This window comes from Corallococcus exiguus, assembly GCF_009909105.1.
GTDB lineage: Bacteria > Myxococcota > Myxococcia > Myxococcales > Myxococcaceae > Corallococcus > Corallococcus exiguus.
Genome location: NZ_JAAAPK010000013.1, coordinates 72,353 through 93,420, shown reverse-complemented (window position 1 = coordinate 93,420; position 21,068 = coordinate 72,353). Strand labels below are relative to the sequence as shown.

Sequence of the window (21,068 nt, the reverse complement as noted above, 5' to 3'; positions counted from 1 at the left end):
GTCATCCGAAGCCCTGGGCGCGCAGCACCGCGCCCAGCGGCACGGAGCCCGCGCGGGAAGCGTCGAACCACCGCGCGGCCTCCTCCGGCGTCGGCTGCGTCCACCGCCAGCGCCCGGGCCCGCCGCCGCCCTGGCAGCGGATCAACGACGTGCGCAGCTGCTCCGCGTGGGTGAACTCCAACTGCTCCAGCACCAGCGGGTTCTGGCTGGTGACGAAGGCCTGCCTTTTCCCCATGTCCCGCACGCACGCGCGCACCAGGTCCGGATGCAGGCCGTCCGCCAGCTCGTCCGCGATGACGAAGGACTCGTGCACGTCCAGGTAGTAGAGGAAGGACAACAGCCGCTTCTGGCCATGGCCCAGCTGCTCCTGCGTCACCGGAGTGCCGTCCGGCCGCACGAACGCGAAACGGAAGCCGCTGAAGCCCAACCGTCCGCCCTGGGACAGCGGCGTCGTCTCCGTCACGTCCACGGTGAGCGTGCCTGAAACGAACCCCGCCAGCGTCACGAAGCGCGCGAGGAAGCCCTGGGGCTGCGCCTCGTGGCGGAAGAGCAGCGACGGGGGCACGGGCTCGCGCTCCACCTGTTCGCGCAGCCAGCCCGGCATCCACGTGGGCAGCGCCATGAGTCCCAGCGGAAACAACTCCTCACCGCGCTGCTCCATCGCGTAGCGGATGGCGCCGATGCGCTCGAACATGCCCAGCGCTTCGTCGAAGCGCGGCGGCGCCAGCAGGAACGTCTCCCGGAGCAGGTCCTTCAGCCGGTCCTTCACGCCGCGCTCCAGGTACTGCGCGGCCATGAAGAGCAGCGTCCATACGGACCGGTCCAACACCGACCAGTGCATGCGCTTGGAGAAGCCAGCCGCGCCCGCCACCTCGCACGCGAAGCCCGTGGCGCTGGCGCGCATGACGAGCCGCGCGTCCTCCGCCGCGTCCCACCGCACCGTCGCCACGATGGAGGGCATCAGCCCGTGCGCCAACGCCGCCGGCGGCAGCGCCAATGCGGCGCCAGGGCCTGCATCGGAGCCGCCCTCTCCGGCCGTAGCGGGCAGCGCGGCGGGCGGCTCGTTGCGCACGGCCACATCCACCGTCAGCGCGTCGAAGCGCAGCGCGTATTCCAGCGCGAACGGCTCCCGCAGCAGCCCGGAGAAGTCCGAGCACAGCACCGCGGACACCAGCTCCAGCAGCGTCGTGCGTCCGCTGCCCGTCGCGCCCACCACCACGTTCAGGGCAGGGCCGAACGTCAGCACCGTGTCCGGCGCGAGCCCTCGGTAGTGGTGGACGTGCAGACGGGTCAGCTTCATGGCGTCCGGCCCTCCCCTTGCCTTGGACGGCCGTCAGCGTAGGCCCTTCGCCAGCTGATGCGCGAGCCGTTGGAGCAGCTCCGTGTTCTCCGCCTCCGCCGCCTTCAGCTTGGGCAACTGCGCCTTCAGCGCCGCCACGTCCTTGCCCCGGGTGACGAGGTCCTCCTCCCCCAGCTCCAGCCAGCGCCCCAGCTCCTGCGCCGTCAGCTCCAGGTGGAACTGGAAGCCATACGACTTCCCCAGCCGGAAGGCCTGCTGCGTGTACCGGTCCGTGGACGCGAGCAGCGTCGCGCCGGGCACCGGCGTGTACGTGTCCCCGTGCCAGTGCGCCACCGCCGTGCGCGGCTTCGCGCCCGCCACCACCGGGTCCTTCAGCGCGTCCTGCGTCCAGCGCACCGGCCCCACGCCCACCTCGAAGCCATTCTTCCCCGGCGACACCGTCGCACCCGCCGCCGCCGCCAACAGCTGCGCACCCAGACACACGCCCACGCACGCGCGGTCATTCGCCAGCCGCTCTCCCAGCAATGCCAGCTCTTCATTCAGGAACGGATGGGCGTCCGCCTCGTACACCCCCATGGGCCCACCCATCACCACCACCAGCGGCGCGTCCACGTCCTCGCGCTTCACCGTCCGGAAGCGCCGCACCAGCGTGAAGCCCGCCGCCTCCAGCGCCGGCCCCAAGAGGCCTGGCCCCTCGTGCTCCTCGTGCTCGAACACCACCGCGCGCATTTTCCGCCACCCCTTCCCTGTGTCTTTGTTTGTGCCACACGCAATGCGTGCCGCGTGAAGACTAACGCTCCATGCCACGGTTGGCCGCGACGCGCCGTGAAACCGGATAGCCGGTAGGCATTTATTTCACAGTATTTCATGCCATCATCTTCGGGCCCGGTTTCCCCTATAAGCATGCGCACCCGGGCATTCCCCCTTGGGCGTTTTCGTCGCGTCGTATTCCGAAAGGAAGTTCCTCGTGAGCAAGAGCCTTCGCGGTTTCAAGTGGCTGATGGGCACGGTGGTCGGCGTTTCCCTGCTGAGCGGTTGCGGCGCTCCTCCGGCGGAGGGTGAGCCCACCCCGACCGAGGCCACCGAGCAGGCCCAGGGCGCCCTGACGGCGCAGGTGTCCGCGGGCAAGGCCTCCATGGCCGCCAGCGAGCGCGTGACGGTGGAGGTGACGCTGACCAACACCTCCTCTTCGCCGGTGAGCATCTACAAGTGGGACGCGCCGGGCGAGGGCCTCAACGAGGGCCGCCTGTCGGTGTCTCGCGACGGCCAGCCGGTGGAGTACACGGGCGCGCACTTCAAGCGCGTGCAGGGCCGCGCCGAGGACATGGTCACCATCGCCCCCGGCGAGAGCCTCTCCGGTCCGGTCGTCGTGTCGGACGCGTATGACCTGTCCGTCTCCGGCACCTACACCATCCGCTACGAGCTGGAGGCGCGCGCGGGCGTGACGGCGCTGTCCTCCAACGCGGTCAGCCTCTTCATCGAGGGCCGCCGCAACAGCCAGGAAGGCATCGAGGCGATGCGCACGGTGACGGCGCAGGGCCTGTCCTACTCCGGGGCGTGCACCGCCTCCGAGCAGACCACCATCACCAACGCGTACAACAGCGCGAAGACGTACTCCAACAACGCGTACACGTACCTGAGCGCCACGCCGTCCGCGACCAGCCGCTACACCACGTGGTTCGGCACGTACTCCAGCTCCAACTGGAACGTCATCAAGACGCACTTCAACAGCATCAAGAACGCGTTCGCGTCCGCCGCCGTCGTCGTGGACTGCAGCTGCAACGAGAGCGGGACCTACGCGTACGTGTACCCGGCCTCGCCGTACAAGATCTACGTGTGCGGCGCCTTCTGGAACGCCCCCAACACGGGCACGGACTCGCGCGCGGGCACGCTGGTCCACGAGATGAGCCACTTCAACGTCGTGGCCGGCACGGACGACTGGGCCTACGGCCAGACGGCCGCGAAGAACCTGGCCCGGTCCAACCCCACCAACGCGCGTGACAACGCGGACAGCCACGAATACTTCGCGGAGAACAACCCCTCGCTGCCGTAAGGTGACGCGGGACCGTTGACTCCGGGGCGCGGGCCACATGGGCTCGCGCCCCTTTTCTTTTCGCAGCACGAACACAAGGAGCGTCACGTGATGGGCCTGGGACGAAGGAACCTCGCATGGCTCGCGGTGCTGACCGCCGCCGGTGTCACCGCCTGTACCCCGAAGCCCGCGGAGGCACCCGCGCAACAGCAGGCCCCCGTCGCCGCGACGCCGCCTCCCGCCGCGCCCCCGCCGCCCCCCGCCGCCGAGCCCGCGAAGGAGCCCGCCGCCGTGACGACCCCGAAGCTGGAGTGCGCCCTCAGCGTCCACCCGAAGGCGAAGGTCGGCGAGTCCATTGAAGTCCTCTTCAAGCTCACCAACCGCTCGGAGTCGCCCGTCTGGGTGCTCAAGTGGCAGACGCCGCTGGAGGGCATCCTGGGCACGGTGTTCCAGGTCACTCGCGACGGCGAGGAGATGCCGTACCAGGGCCCCATGGTGAAGCGCGCGGCCCCGGGCGCGGACAGCTACGCGGCCATCGCCCCGGGCGCCACGGTGGAGAACACGGTGGAGGTGACGCAGGCCTGGGACTTCAAGAAGCCGGGCACGTACCGCATCACCTTCCGCGACGCGCTGATGGACGTGGCCACGCGCCAGCAGGACGTCCCCCGCGCCGGCGGCGAGTACCAGTCCACGCCCGTGACGTGCGCCCCCGTGGACGTCACGGTCGCCGCGCGCTGAGGGGAGCCGTGAGTCCGTAGGAGGGGACCTCTTCCGGATTTCCCGGGAACGAGGAGGGCGGGCAGGCACGGTCCCCCTCCTCAGCCGGGCCCGGGCGCGATACACCTGGGCCCACCATGGCGGACACCCCCACGATGAACATCCCGACGGTCGACCTGCTGGACCTGGCGTCGGGTGAACCGGCGCGCCTGGAGCGCGCCGCGGCGGCCCTGCGCGAGGCCTTCGGCGTCTTCGGCCTCGTGTTCGTGAAGAACCACGGCGTGGACGCGCCGGCGCTGGAGCGCTTCTACGACGCGTTCTCCGCCTTCGTGGCCCGCCCGGACGCCCAGAAGCGCCCCCTGGGCCGCGCGGACCTCTGGTACCAGCGCGGCTGGACGCCTCCCAACACGGAGGTCGCCGTCGCCAGCAACGGGCAGCCGGACTTCAAGGAGTGCTACTTCGCGGCGCCCACGCCCACCGACCCGCAGTCCGCCATGGAGTTCCCGGAGCTGTACCCGGAGAACATCTGGCCGGACGACGCGCCGCCCTTCTTCCAGGAGGGCCTGCTCACCATGGGCACCGCGCTGCACGAGGCCGGCCTCAAGCTGCTGCGCGGCGCCGCCCTGGCGCTGAACCTGCCGCAGGACACCTTCACCGCCTCGTGCGAGAAGGCGCCCCACGTCACGCGCGCGCTCCAGTACCTGCCGCTGGGCCCATCCCAGGTGAACACCGGCATCCTCTGGGGCGAGGAGCACACCGACTTCAACCTGCTGACGCTGCTGCCCGGAGGCCGCTTCCTGGATCCGGAAGGCCGCCCCGCGCCGAAGCCGGATGACCAGAGCGGCCTGTACCTGCGCACGCGCGCGACGCCGGACGCGCCCAATGGCGCGATGGTGCGCGGCACCGCGCCCGCGGGCTGCATCGTGGCGCAGGTGGGCCAGCAGCTGGAAATCCTCACGGGCGGCACGTTCCTCGCCACGCCGCACGTCATCACCGCGCCGGGCGTGCCGGGGTGGCAGCGCCAGTCCGCCGCGCACTTCATGCACGTGCACACCAGCCAGGTGCTCTTCCCGCTGCCCGGCTTCCGCACGCCGGAAGCGGTGGCCAACTACGCGCCGCCGGTGCTCGCGGGCACGTACGACATCAAGACGCTGGTGGACATCGGCCTCGCGCCGCCCGCCGCGCTCGACAAGCTGGGCTACCGCCACTACGACCGGCTGAACAAGATGCGCGCGACCACATAAGGCGCGCCGGGGCCGTGCGCCCCTTGTCGCTGGCGCAAGGGGGACGGGCTGCGTTACAGCGCAGCCAACTCCATGGCCGATACCCCCTCCGTCCTCGCCAGCTCCGTCTTCCGTCACCGCGACTTCCGGCTGTATCAAATCGCCCGTCTGTGCGCGGTGCTCGCGGCGCAGATCGAGTCGGTGGCCATCGGGTGGCAGGTGTACGAGCTCACCGGGAGCGCGCTCGCGCTGGGCTACACGGGCCTGTCCCAGTTCGTCCCCTTCCTCGCCTTCAGCCTGCTGGGTGGACAGGTGGCGGACCGCTACGACCGCCGCCGCATCCTGGCCATCTGCCAGGGCGTGATGCTGGTGTGCAGCCTGCTGCTCCTGTCCTTCACGCTGGGCCACGTCACGGATGTGCGGTTCGTCTACGGCGTGCTGGTGCTGTTCGGCACCGCGCGAGCCTTCTACGCGCCCGCGGGCTCCGCGCTCACGCCCTACCTGGTGCCGCCGGAGGAGCTGACGCGCGCGGTGGCGGTGAACTCCACCACGTGGCAGGTGGCCACCATCGCGGGCCCCGCCGTGGGCGGCCTGCTCTACGGGTGGCTGGGAGGCAAGGGCGTGTACATCACGTCCGCGTCGCTGTGCGCGCTCACCATCGTGTGGATCCTCTCGCTCAAGGTGCGCACCGGCAGCGCGTCGCGCGAGCCCATCTCCCTGACGACGCTCGTCGCGGGCCTGCGCTTCGTGCGCCAGAAGCGGCTCTTGCTGGGCAGCCTCACCCTGGACCTCTTCGCGGTGCTGCTGGGCGGCGCGGTGGCGCTGCTGCCCATCTACGCGCGCGACGTGCTGCAGACGGGCCCGTGGGGCCTGGGCCTGTTGCGCAGCGCTCCGGCCGCGGGCGCTGCGGTGGTGGCGGTGCTGCTCGCGTTCCGTCCGCTGGGCGGCCACGCCGGGTGGAAGATGTTCGGCGCGGTGGCGGTGTTCGGCGCGGCCACGCTGGTGTTCGGACTGAGCAGGTCCCTGCCGCTGTCGCTCGTGGCGCTCGCCATTGGCGGGGCGGCGGACATGGTGAGCGTGGTGGTGCGCCACACGCTGGAGCTGGTCTCCACGCCGGACGACATGCGCGGCCGAGTGGGCGCGGTGAACATGATGTGCATCGGCGCCTCCAACGAGCTGGGCGAGTTCCGCGCGGGCTCGCTCGCGGAGGCCCTGGGCGCCGTGCACGCGGTGGTGATAGGCGCCGTGGGCACGCTCATCGTCGTGGGCCTCTGGGCCTGGCTCTTCCCGGAGCTGCGCAACGTGGACCGGCTGGAGTCCGCCGCCCACCGCCCGCCCCGCCCTGAACAGGACCCCACCGAGTCCGCGCCCTCCGTCTGAGGCCCTCGAGCGCCGAGTGAAAAACCATGGCGCGCGAAGGTTTGACGCCGGGTGAGGGAGCTGTTGCCTGGGCGGCCACCGGCTGACTGCACCTGTGGCCAGGAAGGATACAAGCGGGGCCTTTCAGCCCCCACCTTCCGAGGAGGGTCGCCGCTGGTATGGTCCGTGCTTGGACCCACGTCCCATGGCGTACTACTTCCACGTGCTGGCACTCTGCGTAGGGGCCGCTCTTTGCCTCGTCCTGGGCAGGGCGCTCTTCGAGCCTGACGAGCCCGCCCCTGTCCCCGTCACCACCCAGACGGACCCGAGCGCGCCCCGCGTGGTCCGCATGGACGCCGGCAACCACCCTCGCAAGTAGGGCCCCACGCCGGGGCGTCCCCGCGCGATGATGCGCGCTGACCGTGAGCGAGACCGGCTCCTTCCTTCTCTTCCTGCTGCTCTGGGCGGTGCTCCTCGTGGGGGTGCTGTCCATCGTCGTCTCCACGCTGCGCACCGGCGCGCCGCCCATGCCCAGCTCGCCCCGGGTGCGGCGGGCGCTGTTGGCCATGCTCCCGGCGGACACCCGGGGCACCGTGTTGGATCTGGGCTCGGGCTGGGGCGACGTGGCCTTCAACCTGGCGGACCACTGCCCCCAGGCGCGCATCGTCGCGTACGAGCTGTCCTGGCTGCCGTGGCTCTTCAGCCGGCTGCGCCAGCGGCTCTTCCCCCGCCCCAACCTCACCCTGCTTCACGGGGACTTCTTCGCCGCGTCCTTCCAGGACGCAACCTGCGTCATCTGCTACCTGTCCCCGGGCATCATGACGCGCCTGGCGCCCCGCTTCGCGGCCGAGCTGCCGGAAGGCGCTCGCATCCTGAGCCACACCTTCGGGCTTCGCGGCTGGACGCCCGTGCGCAGCGTGCGGCTCCAGGACCTCTACCGCACGCCTGTCTACCTCTACGAAGTGCAGCCCCGCGCGCCGCCCCGTGAGTAGAGTCCCCGCCCGTCCACCCCTTCTCGAAGAGACCCTCCCGCGATGAGTGACTTCCAGTTCCAGGACATGCTGCCGCTTGGCAAGGACGAGACGCCCTACCGCCTGCTCACGAAGGAGGGCGTCTCCACGTTCGAGGCCGGCGGACGCAGCTTCCTCCAGGTGGAGCCGGAGGCGCTCACGCTGCTCACCCGCGAGGCCATGCGGGACATCTCGCACCTCTTGCGCCCGGGCCACCTGCGGCAGCTGGCGAACATCCTCCAGGACCCGGAGGCGTCGTCCAACGACAAGTTCGTGGCGGTGGAGCTGCTCAAGAACGCGAACATCGCCGCGGGCGGAGTGCTGCCCTCCTGCCAGGACACCGGCACCGCCATCGTGATGGGCAAGAAGGGCCAGTACGTCCTCACGCGCGGCGGCGACGAGGCGGCCATCTCCAGGGGCGTGTTCGACACGTACCTCACGGCCAACCTGCGCTACTCGCAGATGGCGGCGCTGGACATGTACAAGGAGGTCAACACGGGCAACAACCTGCCCGCGCAGATCGAGCTCTACGCGACCGACGGCGACGCCTACAAGTTCCTCTTCATGGCCAAGGGCGGCGGCTCCGCGAACAAGAGCTACCTCTTCCAGGAGACGAAGGCCGTCCTCAACCCGCAGAGCCTGCTCGCGTTCCTGGAGCAGAAGATCCGCGCGCTGGGCACCGCCGCGTGCCCGCCGTACCACCTGGCCATCGTGGTGGGCGGCACCTCCGCGGAGTTCGCGCTGAAGACGGCGAAGTACGCCTCCGCGCGCTACCTGGACACGCTGCCCACCAGCGGCAACGCGCTGGGCCGGGGCTTCCGCGACGTGGAGCTGGAGCAGGAGGTGCTCAAGCTCACCCAGCGCACCGGCATTGGCGCGCAGTTCGGCGGCAAGTACTTCTGCCACGACGTGCGCGTCATCCGGCTGCCCCGCCACGGCGCGTCCTGCCCGGTGGCCATCGCCGTGTCGTGCTCCGCGGACCGCCAGGCGCTGGGGAAGATTACCCGCGACGGCGTCTTCCTGGAGGCGCTGGAGACGGACCCCGCGAAGTACCTGCCGGAGACCACGGACACGGACCTGGCCGGCGACGTGGTGAAGTTGGACTTGAACCGCCCCATGAGCGACCTGCGCGCGGAGCTGTCGCGCTACCCCATCAAGACGCGCCTGTCGCTGTCCGGCTCGCTGGTGGTGGCGCGCGACATCGCGCACGCGAAGATCAAGGAGCGCCTGGACCGGGGCGAGGGCATGCCCCAGTACCTCAAGGACCACATGGTCTATTACGCGGGCCCGGCGAAGACGCCGGAGGGCTACGCGTCCGGCTCCTTCGGCCCCACCACCGCGGGCCGCATGGACGCGTACGTGGATCAGTTCCAGGCGGAGGGCGGCAGCTTCGTGATGCTCGCCAAGGGCAACCGCTCCCCGGCCGTCACGGAGGCCTGCAAGAAGCACGGTGGCTTCTACCTGGGCTCCATCGGCGGCCCGGCCGCGCGCCTGGCGCAGGACTGCATCAAGAAGGTGGAGGTGCTGGAGTACGCCGAGCTGGGCATGGAGGCCGTGTGGAAGATCGACGTGGTCGACTTCCCCGCCTTCATCGTCGTGGATGACAAGGGCAACGACTTCTTCGCGAACATCAACAAGCCGTCCGCGAAGAAGTAGGCCTCGGAAGTCACCCTCCGGTGCGCGCTCTCAGTCGAACTCGAGCGCGCGCTGGAAGTCCGCCGGGTTGGAGGCCGCGCTCTGCGCCGTCTCCAGCGTGATGTCGCCCGCGCGGTACAGCTGCGTCAGGTGCTGATCGAAGGACTGCATGCCGAACATGTCGCGGCCCTTCTCGATGACGTCCTTCAGCTCCGAGGCGCGGTCGTCCCGGATGTACTGCTCCACCGTCTTCGTCTGCACCATGATCTCCAGCGCCACCGTGCGGCCCTTGCCGGTGGCCCTGGGCAGCAGGCGCTGGGAGACGGTCGCCTTGAGCGAATCCGCCAGGCGCATGCGCACCATGGTCTGCTCCTCCGCGGGGAACACCGACACCAGGCGGTTGATGGTGCGCGACGCGTCCGTGGTGTGCACCGTGGACAGCACCAGGTGGCCCGTCTCCGACGCCTTCAGCGCGATGTCGATGGTCTCCGTGTCGCGCATCTCGCCCACCAGGATGACGTCCGGGTCCTGACGCAGCGCCGCTCTCAGCGCGATGGCGAAGTTCGCCGTGTCCGGGCCAATCTCCCGCTGGGAGATGGAGGACTTCACGTTCTTGTAGATGAACTCGATGGGGTCCTCGATGGTGAGGATGTGCAGGCTCTCCGTGTGGTTGATGTGGTTGATCATCGAGGCCAGCGTGGAGCTCTTGCCGGACCCCGTGGCCCCCGTCACCAGCACCAGCCCGCGCTCGTTGCCCGCGATCGTCTTCAGCACCTGCGGCAGGCCCAGCCCGTCGATGCTGGGAATCTCATCCGGGATGATGCGCAGGATGCAGGCCAGCGAGCCGCGCTGCCGGTAGATGTTCACCCGGAAACGCGCCACGCCCGGAAGGCTGTAGGACGAGTCGCATTCCTGCACACTGTCGATCTGCGCCTTCATCAGCTGATCGTTCATCACGTGCAGCGCGACCTGCTTCGTGTGATCAGCCTGGAGCTTTTCCATCTTCAACGGCCGCAGCACGCCGTTCACCCGGTAGATGGGCGGATCCCCAGGGCGGAAGTGGATGTCCGAAGCCCCGTTCTGGACGCCAACGGTGAGCAGCTTGTTCAAGGTGTTCAGGTCCAGGTAATCCCTCTCACTTCACGAATGGAGCGGAGGATTCTAGGAGAAGGGCACCCAATCCCTCCATGGTTGCAATGTGGGAAGCATTCCCCAGCCCCACTGTACTAAGTTTTCCCGCAAATCAAGGAAGGCGAGTACCCCGGGGGATGAAGGAACTGTCCTCGACTGCTCACCAGTGGCCGTCTTCCTGCCCAGGTGGCCCGGATGCCCTGCCCGGAATCCATGGCGAACATCCGGGCATGAACGCACAAACCGAGCAGGCCCCCCACTATGAAGAGCTGTCCTCCGCTGACTACGCCGCCCTGGAGGTGTGGGATCCCACCCAGGTGGTGATTACGCCGCGCATGGCGGCCCGGCTGTGGTTGCAGACCAGCCTGCGGCTGACCCGCGCCCAGAAGGAGCTGCACGACGCCATCTTCGCCAACGACGCGAGTGAAGCGGCGAAGGACCGCTATGCCGAGGCCCGCGCGGAGCTGGACTCGGCGGAGGCGTGGGCCCTGCACGTGGCCCGCAACATCCCTCGCCACCGGTAGTCGGAAGTACCACCTCCCCCCCCGGACGTGGCACACGGGTGGCGGCGGGGCGGCGGCGGGACGGGCATCGCGCCCGGCCTTCCACCTCCCGTCGTCACCCGTTGTCGTTGTTGGAGGAGGGCGGCCCGCAGGGCGGGTCGTCCTTGCGCGGCGGACTCGCGGGCTCGTTGCCCAGCAGTTGGCACAGCCCCGTCTGCAGCTTCTCCAGGAGGCACGACAGCACCTCCACCTCCGGCGGCGCCAGGAACTCGCGCGCCTGGGCATCCACCCACCGCGCGGCGAGCTCCAGGGCCTGGATCTCCCGGCGCCCCGCGTCGGTGATTTCCAGGCGCACGCAGCGGCGGTTCTCCCCCGCGCGGCGCTCCACCAGCCCATCCTCCTCCAACCGGTCCACCAGCCGGCTCACGGCGGGCGCGTCGATGAGCAGCCGCTCCGCGATCTGCGCCTGGCTGTGGATGTCGTGGATTCCGATGTTCTTGAGCACGAGCAGCTGCATCAGCGGCCGATCCGTTTGCTCACCCACTTTCAGGGTGAGCAGTCGGACCACTGCGCGGCGCGTCGATGCCACTTGCTCAGCGATGGTCATGGGCGTAAGAGATGATTGCATTCAACAACGGTTGTCAATTACATCTTGACCGCGCGCAGGGAACCCGGGGTGGGTACCACCACTCGCTCCTGCCGGAAAGACCCGCCGCTCCAGAGTATGGCCACCCCCAGCGCCCTCCTCGTCCTCCTCCTCGCCGCCGCGCAACAGGCGCCGTCCGCGTCTCCCGCCCCCCAGCAGCCCACACCTGACGCCAGCGCCGCCGCGTCCGCGCCGGCCCCCGTCCCCTTCCAGCCGAAGGTGGACGACCCCATGCTCACACCCGTCCCGGCCGCGCCGGAGCAGGTGAAGACGTGGGATGACGCCCTCACCCGGGTGCGCCAGCGCTCCACGGACCTGCGCAACGCGGAAGCCGGCGTGTCGCGCGCGCAGGGCCGGTGGCGTCAGTCCCTGGGCCTTCTGCTGCCCAACGCGCGGGCCACCGCGGGCGTGGGCGTGGATGTGCTCCACCCGGACGTGCCCTCCGCCGCGGGCGGCGGCTTCGTGGGCGGCTCCAACACCGGCACCGGGGTGGCGGGTCCCAGCGCGCCCCTGGGCACGGTGTCCGCGTCCCTCACCCAGTCCATCATCGATGTAGGCGCATGGCGGGGCCTGTCGTCCGCGAAGGCCTCCGAGTCCGCGTCCGTGGCCAGCCTCCAGGACGTGCAGCGCCGCCTCACCCAGGGGCTGGCGCAGGTGCTGGTGGCCACGGTGGCCGCCGAGCGCGCCGCGGAGGTCAACCGCGTGGGCCTGCGTCAGGCGCTGGAGCGCCAGGCCATCACCCAGCGCTCGTTCGAGCTGGGCGCCGGCACCCAGCTGGACGTGGTGCGGGTGAGCCAGGACGTGGCGGTGGCCCGGCAGGCGCTGGTGGCCGGGGACGAGCAGCTGCGCCGGACGCGTGAGTCGCTGGGCCTGTCCCTGGGCGAGGACCACGGCGTGGGCGTCAACCCGGAGTTCAACCTGGGCGGGCTGGTGGAGCAGACGCGCCAGGACTGCGCCCCCCTGCAGGACCTGGCCAACCGGCCGGACCTGGTGGCCCAGCGGGCCAACGTGGACGCGGCCCGGGAGAGCCGGCGCCAGGCTTCCGCCGGTTACCTGCCCACCCTGGGACTGAGCAGCACGCTGGTGGGTTTCACCACCGACCCCGGCTTTGGCCGCTTCGGCACCTGGAACGTGTCCGCGGTGCTGTCCATGCCCCTGTGGGAGGGCGGTCAGCGCGAAGGGCTCGTGCGTGAGCGCGCAGGCATTGAAGAACAGGCCGCCCAGTCGCTGGAGGCCAACCGCCGCAACGTGGGTGTGGAGGTTTCTCGCGCGCGGCGTGGAGTGGAAGTGGCCGAGGCGCTGTTGAAGACCGCTGCCGAGTCCGTGGAGCTGGCGGACCGGACGGACCGGCTCACGCGCCGGGCCTTCGAGGTGGGACGAGGTGGCAGCTTGGAGCTGGTGCAGAGCGGAGCCGCCCTCCGCCAGGCGCAGCTCGCGTTGGTTTTGAGGGAATTCGAGCTCGTCCAGGCCCGCCTGGACGCGTTCCTGACGGAGGCCCGGTGCGACTGGTGACGAGGGTACGCCCCCTGAAGGCGCTGATGACGAAGACGGTGTTGGGCGCGGCGCTGGTGGCTGGCGCGGCCGGGTGCTCGGGCAAGCCGGAGGCGAAGGCCGCTCCGCCGCCGCGCGAGGTGCAGGTGGTGGCGCTGTCGCCGCACGAGGTGCGGGACACCGGCGAGTACCTGGGTTCGCTCCTGTCGCGGCAGAGCGTGACGGTGCTGCCGCAGGTGAACGGCTACATCCGGAAGATCCTGGTGAAGCCCGGCCAGAAGGTGGGGGCCGGCACGCCGCTGATTGAGGTGGACGCGCGCCAGGAGACCGCGGCGCTGGACAGCGCGCAGGCCCAGCAGAGCTCCTCCGCGGTGGAGCTGGAGCTGGCGAAGCGCACCCTGGCGCGTACGGAGTCCCTCAACCGCGAGGGCCTGGCCAGCGTGCAGGAGTTGGAGCGCGCCCAGGCGGCGGTGAAGGCGTCGGAGGCCGCGGCGCGCGCGGCGGGCGCGAACGTGGCCCAGCGCCAGGTGCAGCTGCAGTTCCACGTGGTGCGCGCGCCGTTCGCGGGCACCATGGGCGACGTGCTGGTGCGCGTGGGTGACTTCGTGAGCGCCACCACGACGCTCACGACGGTGGCCCAGGCGGACGCGCTGGAGGTCAGCGTGTCGGTGCCGTCGTTCCGCGCGCGGTCGCTCAAGCCGGACACGCAGCTGGAGCTGTTGGATCAGCAAGGCAGGGTCATCCTCTCCAGCACCGTCTTCTACGTGGCGCCGCAGACGGACCCTCGCACGCAGCTGGTGGAGGTGAAGGCCGCCTTCCGCAACACGGTGGGCCTGCGCCCCAGTGAGCTTTTGCGGGCGCGGCTGGTGTACTCCACGCGGGACGCGCTCCAGATTCCGGCGCTCGCGGTGGTGCGCCAGAGCGGCCAGCCCTTCGCCATGGTGGTGGAGAAGAAGGACGGCAAGACGCTGGTGGAGCGCCGCCCGGTGGCGCTGGGGCAGCTGGGCGACATGTCCTACGTGGTGGAGGGCGGCCTGAAGCAGGGCGACCTCGTCGCGGTGTCGTCGCTGCACATGCTGCGCGACGGCATGCCCGTCATCCCCAAGCAGGTCTCCGTGAACAACGACGCATCCCCCCAGCCGACGGGCACCGTGAGGGCCGACGAGACCCCCACCAACGCCCAGCTGCCCCGCTCCGCGTCCGGTGGCGGCGGCACCACCGGCGGCAGCCGCTAGCAGGCGAATTCAAGAGAGGCGCCACACCGTGTTCGTCGACTTCTTCATCCGCAGGCCTGTCTTCGCCATCGTCTGCTCCATCATCCTGACGCTGGTGGGCGTCATCGCCATCCCGACGCTGCCCATCGCGCAGTACCCGGACCTGGCGCCGCCGCAGGTCACCGTCACCAGCACCTACGTCGGCGCCAGCGCCGAGGTGGTGGAGTCCGCCGTCACCATCCCGTTGGAGCAGGAGCTCAACGGCGTGGAGGACATGCGCTACATCACCTCCACCAGCAGCAACGACGGCACCAGCACCATCACCGTCACCTTCGCCCCCACGCGCAACATCGAGGTGGCGGCGGTGGACGTGCAGAACCGCGTGAGCCGCGCCGCGGCCCGCCTGCCCGCGCAGGTGAACCAGACGGGCATCGTGGTGAACAAGGCCTCCAGCCAGATGCTGCTGACGGTGGGCCTGTCCTCCCCGGACAACCGCTACGACGCGAAGTTCCTCTCCAACTACGCGGACGTGAACCTCAAGGACGCCATCAAGCGCGTGCGCGGCGTGGGCGAGGTGCGCATCTTCGGTGAGCGCAAGTTCTCCATGCGCCTGTGGTTGGATCCGTCCGAGCTGGCGCGCCGGAACATGACGCCGCAGGACGTGGTGCGCGCGCTCCAGGAGCAAAACCTCCAGGTGGCCGCGGGCCAGGTGGGCCAGCCGCCGTCCAGCGACGAGCAGCCGTACCAGATTGCAGTGCGCGCCCGGGGCCGCCTGGTGGAGCCGGAGGAGTTCGGCGACATCGTGCTCATGCGCAACAACGACGGCAAGGCCGTCACGGTGAAGGACGTGGGCCGCGTGGAGCTGGGCGCGGAGAACTACAGCACCCTCCTGCGCTTCAACGGCCGCACCGGCGTGGGCCTGGCCATCTTCCAGCTGCCCACCGCCAACGCGCTGGACGTGCGCGACGGCGTCATCAAGGAGCTGGACCGCCTGTCGCAGTCCTTCCCGCCGGGCCTGGAGTACCGCGTGGGCACGGACACCACGCTCGCGGTGCGCGCCTCCGTCAACGAGGTGATCCACACCCTCATTGAAGCCATCGCGCTCGTCATCCTGGTCATCTTCCTGTTCCTGCACGGGTGGCGCAGCGTTCTCATCACCGCGCTCACCCTGCCGGTGTCACTCGTCGGCACGTTCGCGTTCGTCTACCTGATGGGCTTCTCCATCAACACGCTGACCCTCTTCGGCCTCACATTGGCCACGGGCCTCGTGGTGGACGACGCCATCGTGGTCATCGAGAACATCGAGCGCCTGATGGCGGAGCGCGGGCTCAGCCCGTTCCAGGCGGCGCGCGAAGGCATGAAGGAGGTGGCCGGCGCGGTGGTGGCCATCTCCGTGGTGCTGGTGGCGGTGTTCATCCCGGTGGCCCTCTTCCCGGGCACCACGGGCTCCATCTACCGACAGTTCGCGCTCACCATCGCCGCGTCGGTGGCCCTGTCCACCTTCTGCGCGCTGACGCTCACGCCCGCCCTGTCCGCGCGGCTGCTCAAGCACCACCACGGCCCCAAGTGGGTGTTCTTCCGCAAGGTGGATCAGGTGCTGGACTGGACGCGCGACATGTACGGCAAGGGGCTGCGCAAGCTGCTGGTGCACCCGCTCATCGTGCTGGTGGCGTTCCTCGCCTGCATCGGCCTGACGGTGATGCTGTTCCGCTCCGCGCCCACGGGCTTCATCCCGGATGAGGACCAGGGCTACGTCATCATCTCCGTGCAGGGGCCGGAGGGCATGGCCCTCAGCCAGACGGAGAAGGTGCTCCAGGAGGTGGAGGCGGTGCTCAAGGCCCAGCCGGAGGTGAGCGTGATGTTCGCCATCGGTGGCTTCTCCCCCAGTGGCAACGGTTCCAACTACGCCACCGTCTTCACGGCCTTGAAGCCGTGGGAGGAGCGCACGGGCAAGGACCAGTCCGTGGCCGCGCTGGTGGAGCGGCTGCGCGGGCCGCTGGGCAAGATTGGCAGCGCGCGCGTCATCCCCTTCCAGCCCCCCGCCATCCGCGGCGTGGGCAGCGTCGGCGGCTTCCAGTTCATCGTGGAGGACGTCGCCGGCAACCACTCGCTGGAGGACCTGGCCAACGCCACGCAGGAGATGGTGCAGAAGGGCAACGAGGAGGGCCGCCTGCGCGGCGTCTTCACCCCCTTCAACGCCAACACGCCCATCCTGGACGTGGAGGTGGACCGCCAGAAGGCCAAGGCGCTGGGCGTGCCGATTGAGCAGATCTTCGGCGTGATGCAGCTCTACATGGGCAGCCAGTACGTCAACGACTTCAACTACGCCAGCCGCACCTACCGCGTGTACGTCCAGGCCGAGCAGCAGTTCCGCGACAGCCCCCAGGACATCGGCTCCTTCTACGCACGCACGGACGCGGGCGACATGATTCCGCTGGAGTCGCTGGTGAAGGTGACGCCCATCGTCTCCGCGCAGGTCATCAAGCACTACAACCTGTTCCGCTCCGTGGAGATCAACGGCCAGGGCGCGCCCGGCGTGTCGTCCGGCCAGGCGCTGGAGGCCATGGAGCAGGTGGCCCAGGCGGCGCTGCCCCAGGGCATGTCCTCCGAGTGGACGGGCATCAGCCTGGAGCAGAAGGAGTCCGGCGGGCAGACGATGATCATCTTCGGCCTGGGCATCCTCTTCGTGTTCCTGGTGCTGGCGGCGCAGTACGAGTCCTTCAGCCTCCCGTTCGTCATCATCCTGTCCGTGCCGCTGGCCATCATGGGCGCGCTGGGATTGCAGGTGGCGCGCGGCTACGCCAACGACGTGTTCTGCCAGGTGGGTCTGGTGATGCTCGTGGGCCTCGCGTCCAAGAACGCCATCCTCATCGTGGAGTTCGCGGAGCAACTGCGAGAGCAGGGCAAGAGCGCGCTGGAGGCGGTGGTGACGGCCGCGGAAGTCCGCCTGCGCCCCATCCTCATGACGTCCATCGCGTTCCTCCTGGGCGTGGTGCCGCTGATGACGGCGTCCGGCGCGGGCGCGGCGGCGCGCAACTCGCTGGGCACCGCGGTGTTCGGCGGCATGCTGGTGTCCACCATCGTCAACCTCATCTTCATCCCCGGCCTCTACATCCTCATGCAGAAGGTGCGTGGGGACGCGAAGCGGTCCAGCGGTGAGGAGGAGACGCCCACTTCGCACGAGCCCGCCCCGGCGCACGCGCCGTGAGCTGACCTGGCAGTGCAGCGCTGAAAAACAGACCGCCCTCCCCTTCCGGTACGCGAAGAGGAGGGCGGTGGTGTTTTCGGGGCTGCTCGTCGCGCGTCAGATTTCGTGGGCGGTCTGCTCGTACACAATGACGTGGCGGGACTCGGGCAGCAGGATGATGTTGAGCGTGCGCCAGTTGTCGCCGTTGGGGCCGGTGCTGAACTCGCGGAAGTAGCTCTTCACCTGCGCGTTCGCGGCGCTCTCGCCGTAGGTGTCCAGGATGGCCTGGTGCAGCGGCTGGAACTGCAGGTACATCCGCGGCAGGAACGCCGCGTAGGTGTACGTGCCCGGGTTCGGGTCGTTGCGGTAGCCCTTGTACTCGCTGCGCGCGAGCACCGCCGCCGCCGCCGCGTCCAGCGTCGCGTGCGTCGAGTACGGCCACGCGAAGTCATACCGGTCCAGGAAGGAGTACATGTCCTCGCGGTACGCGTTGGCCCCGCCGAGCACCGCGTTGAGGGTCCCATCGAGCGGGAACGCCGCCAGCGTCACCGGGGCATTGGCCGGCGCCGGAGAGGGGTTCGCCACGCACGCGCCACCCACGCAGGAGGCCTGGAGGCGGTACTGCTTGGCCAGGCCGTTGCTCCAGCCCACCACCACCAGGTACTCGCCCGCCTGATTGAAGGTCGCGAGCGGAATCTTGCTCAGCTCGCCGTAGCCGGAGTCGTCGTCCCCGTAGAGCGGCCAGTAGCCGTAGCCGTACTGCGTCTTCGGGCCGTACACGTACAGGCCGGTGTCCACGCCCATGCCGGTGCCCAGGTGGGTGACTTCCAGCGCCACCTGCGTGTTCGCCGCGACGTTGAGCTTGAAGCCCTCATAGTTCGCGGACGTGCCGGTGTTCGACGACACCGCGCCGCCCACGGGCAGGGTGCCCGCGATGTACAGGTAGCTGTCGAACGGAGCGGGAGGGGCCGGCACCAGCGACTGCGTCGCCGTCGTCACCGTGTCGCCGCCCTCGGGGGCCGGGGTCTGCTCCGGCTGACCGCCACAGGCGCCCATCAGGCCCACCGCGGACATGCCCAGCACCGCGCTTCGCACTGCCGTTCCACGCTTCATCGCGTCCACCTTCTCAAGGAGGGCGGGGGGACCCGCCCTGGGAGTGAAACGCCTCCCTGTGACAGTTTGGAGCCTGGAACTCAAGCAACAGATGAAACACAGGCGCCCTTGGTGAAACGTGCGAGAGGGGCGCCTGCCTTGGCGTCTTGGAGCCACCCCTCTAAACATCTTGCTTGACGTAGTCGATGGTGCCGGCGGCGAGGACACGTGACGTCGCGACCTGCCGGCGCACCTCGCTCCCGGGTGCATGGCCTTTCTTCTTCCGAGGCTTCGGCCTGCGAGGATGCTTGAGGAGCATCACGGGGCCTCCGTGCCTTGCCCTGTCCACCCGCGTCCGGGCCAGCCGCTTCGATGTCTGCCTTTCATGGGACGCCAGACCTCCTCTGGGAGGGCGGCCTTCATTCCACCGCAATGCTCGCGAAGTCGCGTGCAGCGAAAGCCTGTGGACTCTGGGCAAGGAAGCGCTCCACGATGGCTTCGAACATGACAATAGAAAGCCCCCCCTCTCTCGAGTTCGTCCTGGAGCGTGCCCGGGAACGAGCCCATCGCGAGGAGTTGGCCCGGGCCCTGGCCGAGAGAGAGGGGAATGTCAGCGTCACGGAGCGACTGGTGAATGGCCGCTGGAGTTGGCTGCGACTGGCGGGACTGCTGCTCGCGGTGGGCTGCGCCTCCCTGCCCGCCCCCATCCCCCCACCCCGCCCGACCGCGCCTCCGGATCCCGTGGTCGTGGCCCCCCCACGTCCCTCCCTCCAGGCGTACCGGATCCTGCCGGACGGGACGTCCTCCCCGTGGGGCCTGCTGCCGGCGGGTGGTGCCGCCCCCCAGCCGCTTCCCGACGGAGACTGGTACGCCGAGCCCCTGGAGCCCGTGAGCACACCGGCCGAGGCCCAGGCGCTGGCCGCCGTGCTGCGCGAATACCGCGTCCCCGGTCTCTCCTTCGGGGAGCAAGGCCTCCCCGCCCCAGCCCTGCTCGCGCTCCTCGTCGAGGGCTCCTCGGTCGTATCGCTCCATCTCTCCGATACCGCGTTCGGCGACGAGCACCTGGCCGCCCTGAGGAACGCGGCACGGTTGAAGGCCCTGCACCTCGACGGCACACGGGTAACCGATGCGGGGCTCGCCTCTCTCCAGGGAATGCCACACCTGGCCATCCTGCGGCTGGATGCCACGGCGGTGTCCGACCGGGGGCTGGTTCTCCTCGCCTCGCTGACGACGCTGCGCCGGCTCTCGCTCAGCGGCACGTCGGTGAGCCCGCGGGGGCTCGGCCTGCTCGCGGCACAGACGGAGCTGGAGTGGCTGGATCTCTCGGACACCACGGTCGATGACACGGTCCTTGCGTCCCTGCCCGGGGACCGCTTGCGCACACTCGTCTTGAGCGGCACCCACGTCACGAATGCCGGCCTCGGCGCCCTGAGGAGAATGCCGGCCTTGAGCTCGCTGGGGCTGGCGCGGACGGCCGTCTCGGACTCAGGCCTGGCACACATTGGAGGGCTGCGCATGCTGGACGCGCTCCACCTGGGAAGCACCGGGGTGACGGATGCGGGGCTCGTCCACCTGGCGCGGTTGCCGGTGCTCCGGGTGCTGGTGCTCAGCAAGACACGCATCCGCGGCCCAGGGGTTCGTCACCTTGCCGGGCTCACACGGCTGGAGGTTCTCCATCTCGACGACACCCTGATCGGGAACGCGGCGCTGCGCCACCTGCAGGGCCTCCACCACCTGCGCGACCTGGAGCTGTCGCGCACGGCCGTCACCGGGAGCGGCCTCCCTGCGCTGGCCAGCCACCAGGAGCTCGAGAGCCTCGGGCTCTCGGGTCTCGCGTTGGCGGACGCGTCGCTCGCGTCGCTGGAGCCCCTGGAGCGGCTCTCCCGGCTCGACCTCAGTGCCACGCGCATCGGCCCCGAGGCATTGAAGCAGCTCGGCTCGCGCATGGTCCTGCGGCACCTGGATCTGAGCCGGACCGACTTCAACGACGGGTGGGTGGCCACCCTTCGGACCTTTTCCCGGCTGCAGTCGCTCCGCGCCATCCGCACGCTCCTCACGGACCTGGGGCTTGGCCAGCTCTCCGAGTTGCGGGAGCTGGAGTCACTCCAGGTCTCGGGGAACCCCATCAGCGGCTCGGGGCTGGTACCGCTCCAGAAGCTCCCCCACCTCGTCAAGCTCGACCTGGGAGGCACCTGGCTGGACGACAACGGGGCGCGGATGCTCGCGGGCTTCGAGAAGCTCTCCTGGTTGAGCCTCGCCGGCACCCGCCTAGGGGACGAGGCGCTCGTTCACCTCCCGGGCTCCCTGCTCACGTTGTACCTGCTGCGCACGAAGGTCACGGACGCCGGCATGCCCGCGCTCCATCATCTTCCCCTCCTTCGTGAGCTCGACCTGCGCGAGACGGCTGTCTCCGAGGCCGCGAGGGCCACGCTGGTGCGCGAGCATGGCGTCCGGCTGATGTCCTCCCCCTGAGATGAGTGCAGGCTGATCAACGCGCTTCAGCCCGCACCCTCCACGCCGCGTCACAG

17 protein-coding genes are annotated in these 21,068 nt (G+C 69.7%); 12 read left to right on the top strand and 5 right to left on the bottom strand.

Translation table 11 applies throughout. The annotated features are described in order from the left end of the window. Position 1: 1 nt before the first annotated feature. Both GTZ93_RS36215 and GTZ93_RS36210 read right to left on the bottom strand, forming a co-directional pair. Complete coding sequence (locus tag GTZ93_RS36215) at positions 2–1,300, bottom strand: AAA family ATPase (RefSeq protein WP_139923060.1); 1,299 nt, start codon at positions 1,298–1,300, stop codon at positions 2–4. Positions 1,301–1,333: 33 nt separating this feature from the next. Then, positions 1,334–2,029 carry a glutamine amidotransferase-related protein gene (locus GTZ93_RS36210; protein WP_120580891.1) on the bottom strand — a complete coding sequence of 232 codons (696 nt, stop codon included), beginning with the start codon at positions 2,027–2,029 and terminating at the stop codon, positions 1,334–1,336. A gap of 238 nt (positions 2,030–2,267) precedes the next feature. Here GTZ93_RS36210 and GTZ93_RS36205 point away from each other — a divergent pair, with 238 nt between their 5' ends. The 7 genes from GTZ93_RS36205 (at position 2,268) to GTZ93_RS36175 (ending at position 9,297) form a co-directional block, all read left to right on the top strand. Next, entirely contained in the window at positions 2,268–3,353 is a 1,086-nt protein-coding gene (locus GTZ93_RS36205) for a M35 family metallo-endopeptidase (RefSeq protein WP_139923058.1), read from the top strand. 90 nt (positions 3,354–3,443) lie between these two features. Beyond that, positions 3,444–4,070: a protease gene (locus tag GTZ93_RS36200; protein ID WP_161663267.1), complete on the top strand. Its 627-nt coding sequence runs from the start codon at positions 3,444–3,446 to the stop codon at positions 4,068–4,070. A 116-nt stretch (positions 4,071–4,186) separates the two neighbouring features. Next, the gene (locus tag GTZ93_RS36195) at positions 4,187–5,293 is read left to right on the top strand and encodes an isopenicillin N synthase family dioxygenase (protein WP_120580894.1); all 1,107 of its coding nucleotides are present in this window, start codon (positions 4,187–4,189) and stop codon (positions 5,291–5,293) included. Between the two features lie 72 nt (positions 5,294–5,365). Further along, a complete protein-coding gene (locus tag GTZ93_RS36190; RefSeq protein WP_126935994.1) occupies positions 5,366–6,652 on the top strand; it encodes an MFS transporter in 1,287 nt (428 codons plus the stop codon). 184 nt (positions 6,653–6,836) lie between these two features. Continuing rightward, on the top strand, positions 6,837–7,010 hold the full coding sequence (locus tag GTZ93_RS36185; RefSeq protein ID WP_158627142.1) for a hypothetical protein: 174 nt from the start codon (positions 6,837–6,839) through the stop codon (positions 7,008–7,010). Between the two features lie 43 nt (positions 7,011–7,053). Further along, complete coding sequence (locus GTZ93_RS36180; protein WP_139923729.1) at positions 7,054–7,623, top strand: class I SAM-dependent methyltransferase; 570 nt, start codon at positions 7,054–7,056, stop codon at positions 7,621–7,623. A gap of 42 nt (positions 7,624–7,665) precedes the next feature. Next, complete coding sequence (locus tag GTZ93_RS36175) at positions 7,666–9,297, top strand: fumarate hydratase (RefSeq protein ID WP_126935996.1); 1,632 nt, start codon at positions 7,666–7,668, stop codon at positions 9,295–9,297. A gap of 30 nt (positions 9,298–9,327) precedes the next feature. On the opposite strand, the gene GTZ93_RS36170 is transcribed toward GTZ93_RS36175, so the two are convergent. Then, the gene (locus GTZ93_RS36170; RefSeq protein ID WP_257979550.1) at positions 9,328–10,386 is read right to left on the bottom strand and encodes a type IV pilus twitching motility protein PilT; all 1,059 of its coding nucleotides are present in this window, start codon (positions 10,384–10,386) and stop codon (positions 9,328–9,330) included. A 251-nt stretch (positions 10,387–10,637) separates the two neighbouring features. Between GTZ93_RS36170 and GTZ93_RS36165 the strand changes: the two genes are divergently transcribed. Beyond that, complete coding sequence (locus GTZ93_RS36165) at positions 10,638–10,931, top strand: FruA-associating protein, FapA (protein ID WP_120558715.1); 294 nt, start codon at positions 10,638–10,640, stop codon at positions 10,929–10,931. A gap of 94 nt (positions 10,932–11,025) precedes the next feature. Here GTZ93_RS36165 and GTZ93_RS36160 read toward each other — a convergent pair whose 3' ends face one another. After that, positions 11,026–11,427, bottom strand: coding sequence for a MarR family winged helix-turn-helix transcriptional regulator (locus GTZ93_RS36160; RefSeq protein ID WP_261778956.1), 402 nt, complete (start codon positions 11,425–11,427; stop codon positions 11,026–11,028). A gap of 207 nt (positions 11,428–11,634) precedes the next feature. Between GTZ93_RS36160 and GTZ93_RS36155 the strand changes: the two genes are divergently transcribed. From GTZ93_RS36155 to GTZ93_RS36145, 3 genes are read left to right on the top strand one after another with little or no spacing between them, the layout of a single operon-like run. Next, positions 11,635–13,068, top strand: coding sequence for a TolC family protein (locus GTZ93_RS36155; protein ID WP_161663266.1), 1,434 nt, complete (start codon positions 11,635–11,637; stop codon positions 13,066–13,068). Positions 13,069–13,094: 26 nt separating this feature from the next. Next, positions 13,095–14,282, top strand: coding sequence for an efflux RND transporter periplasmic adaptor subunit (locus tag GTZ93_RS36150; protein WP_139923044.1), 1,188 nt, complete (start codon positions 13,095–13,097; stop codon positions 14,280–14,282). A gap of 28 nt (positions 14,283–14,310) precedes the next feature. Next, complete coding sequence (locus GTZ93_RS36145) at positions 14,311–17,469, top strand: efflux RND transporter permease subunit (protein ID WP_139923046.1); 3,159 nt, start codon at positions 14,311–14,313, stop codon at positions 17,467–17,469. A 96-nt stretch (positions 17,470–17,565) separates the two neighbouring features. Here GTZ93_RS36145 and GTZ93_RS36140 read toward each other — a convergent pair whose 3' ends face one another. After that, positions 17,566–18,561 carry a hypothetical protein gene (locus GTZ93_RS36140; protein WP_139923047.1) on the bottom strand — a complete coding sequence of 332 codons (996 nt, stop codon included), beginning with the start codon at positions 18,559–18,561 and terminating at the stop codon, positions 17,566–17,568. Between the two features lie 609 nt (positions 18,562–19,170). Between GTZ93_RS36140 and GTZ93_RS36135 the strand changes: the two genes are divergently transcribed. Then, positions 19,171–21,012: a leucine-rich repeat domain-containing protein gene (locus GTZ93_RS36135; RefSeq protein WP_315967410.1), complete on the top strand. Its 1,842-nt coding sequence runs from the start codon at positions 19,171–19,173 to the stop codon at positions 21,010–21,012. Positions 21,013–21,068 lie beyond the last annotated feature (56 nt).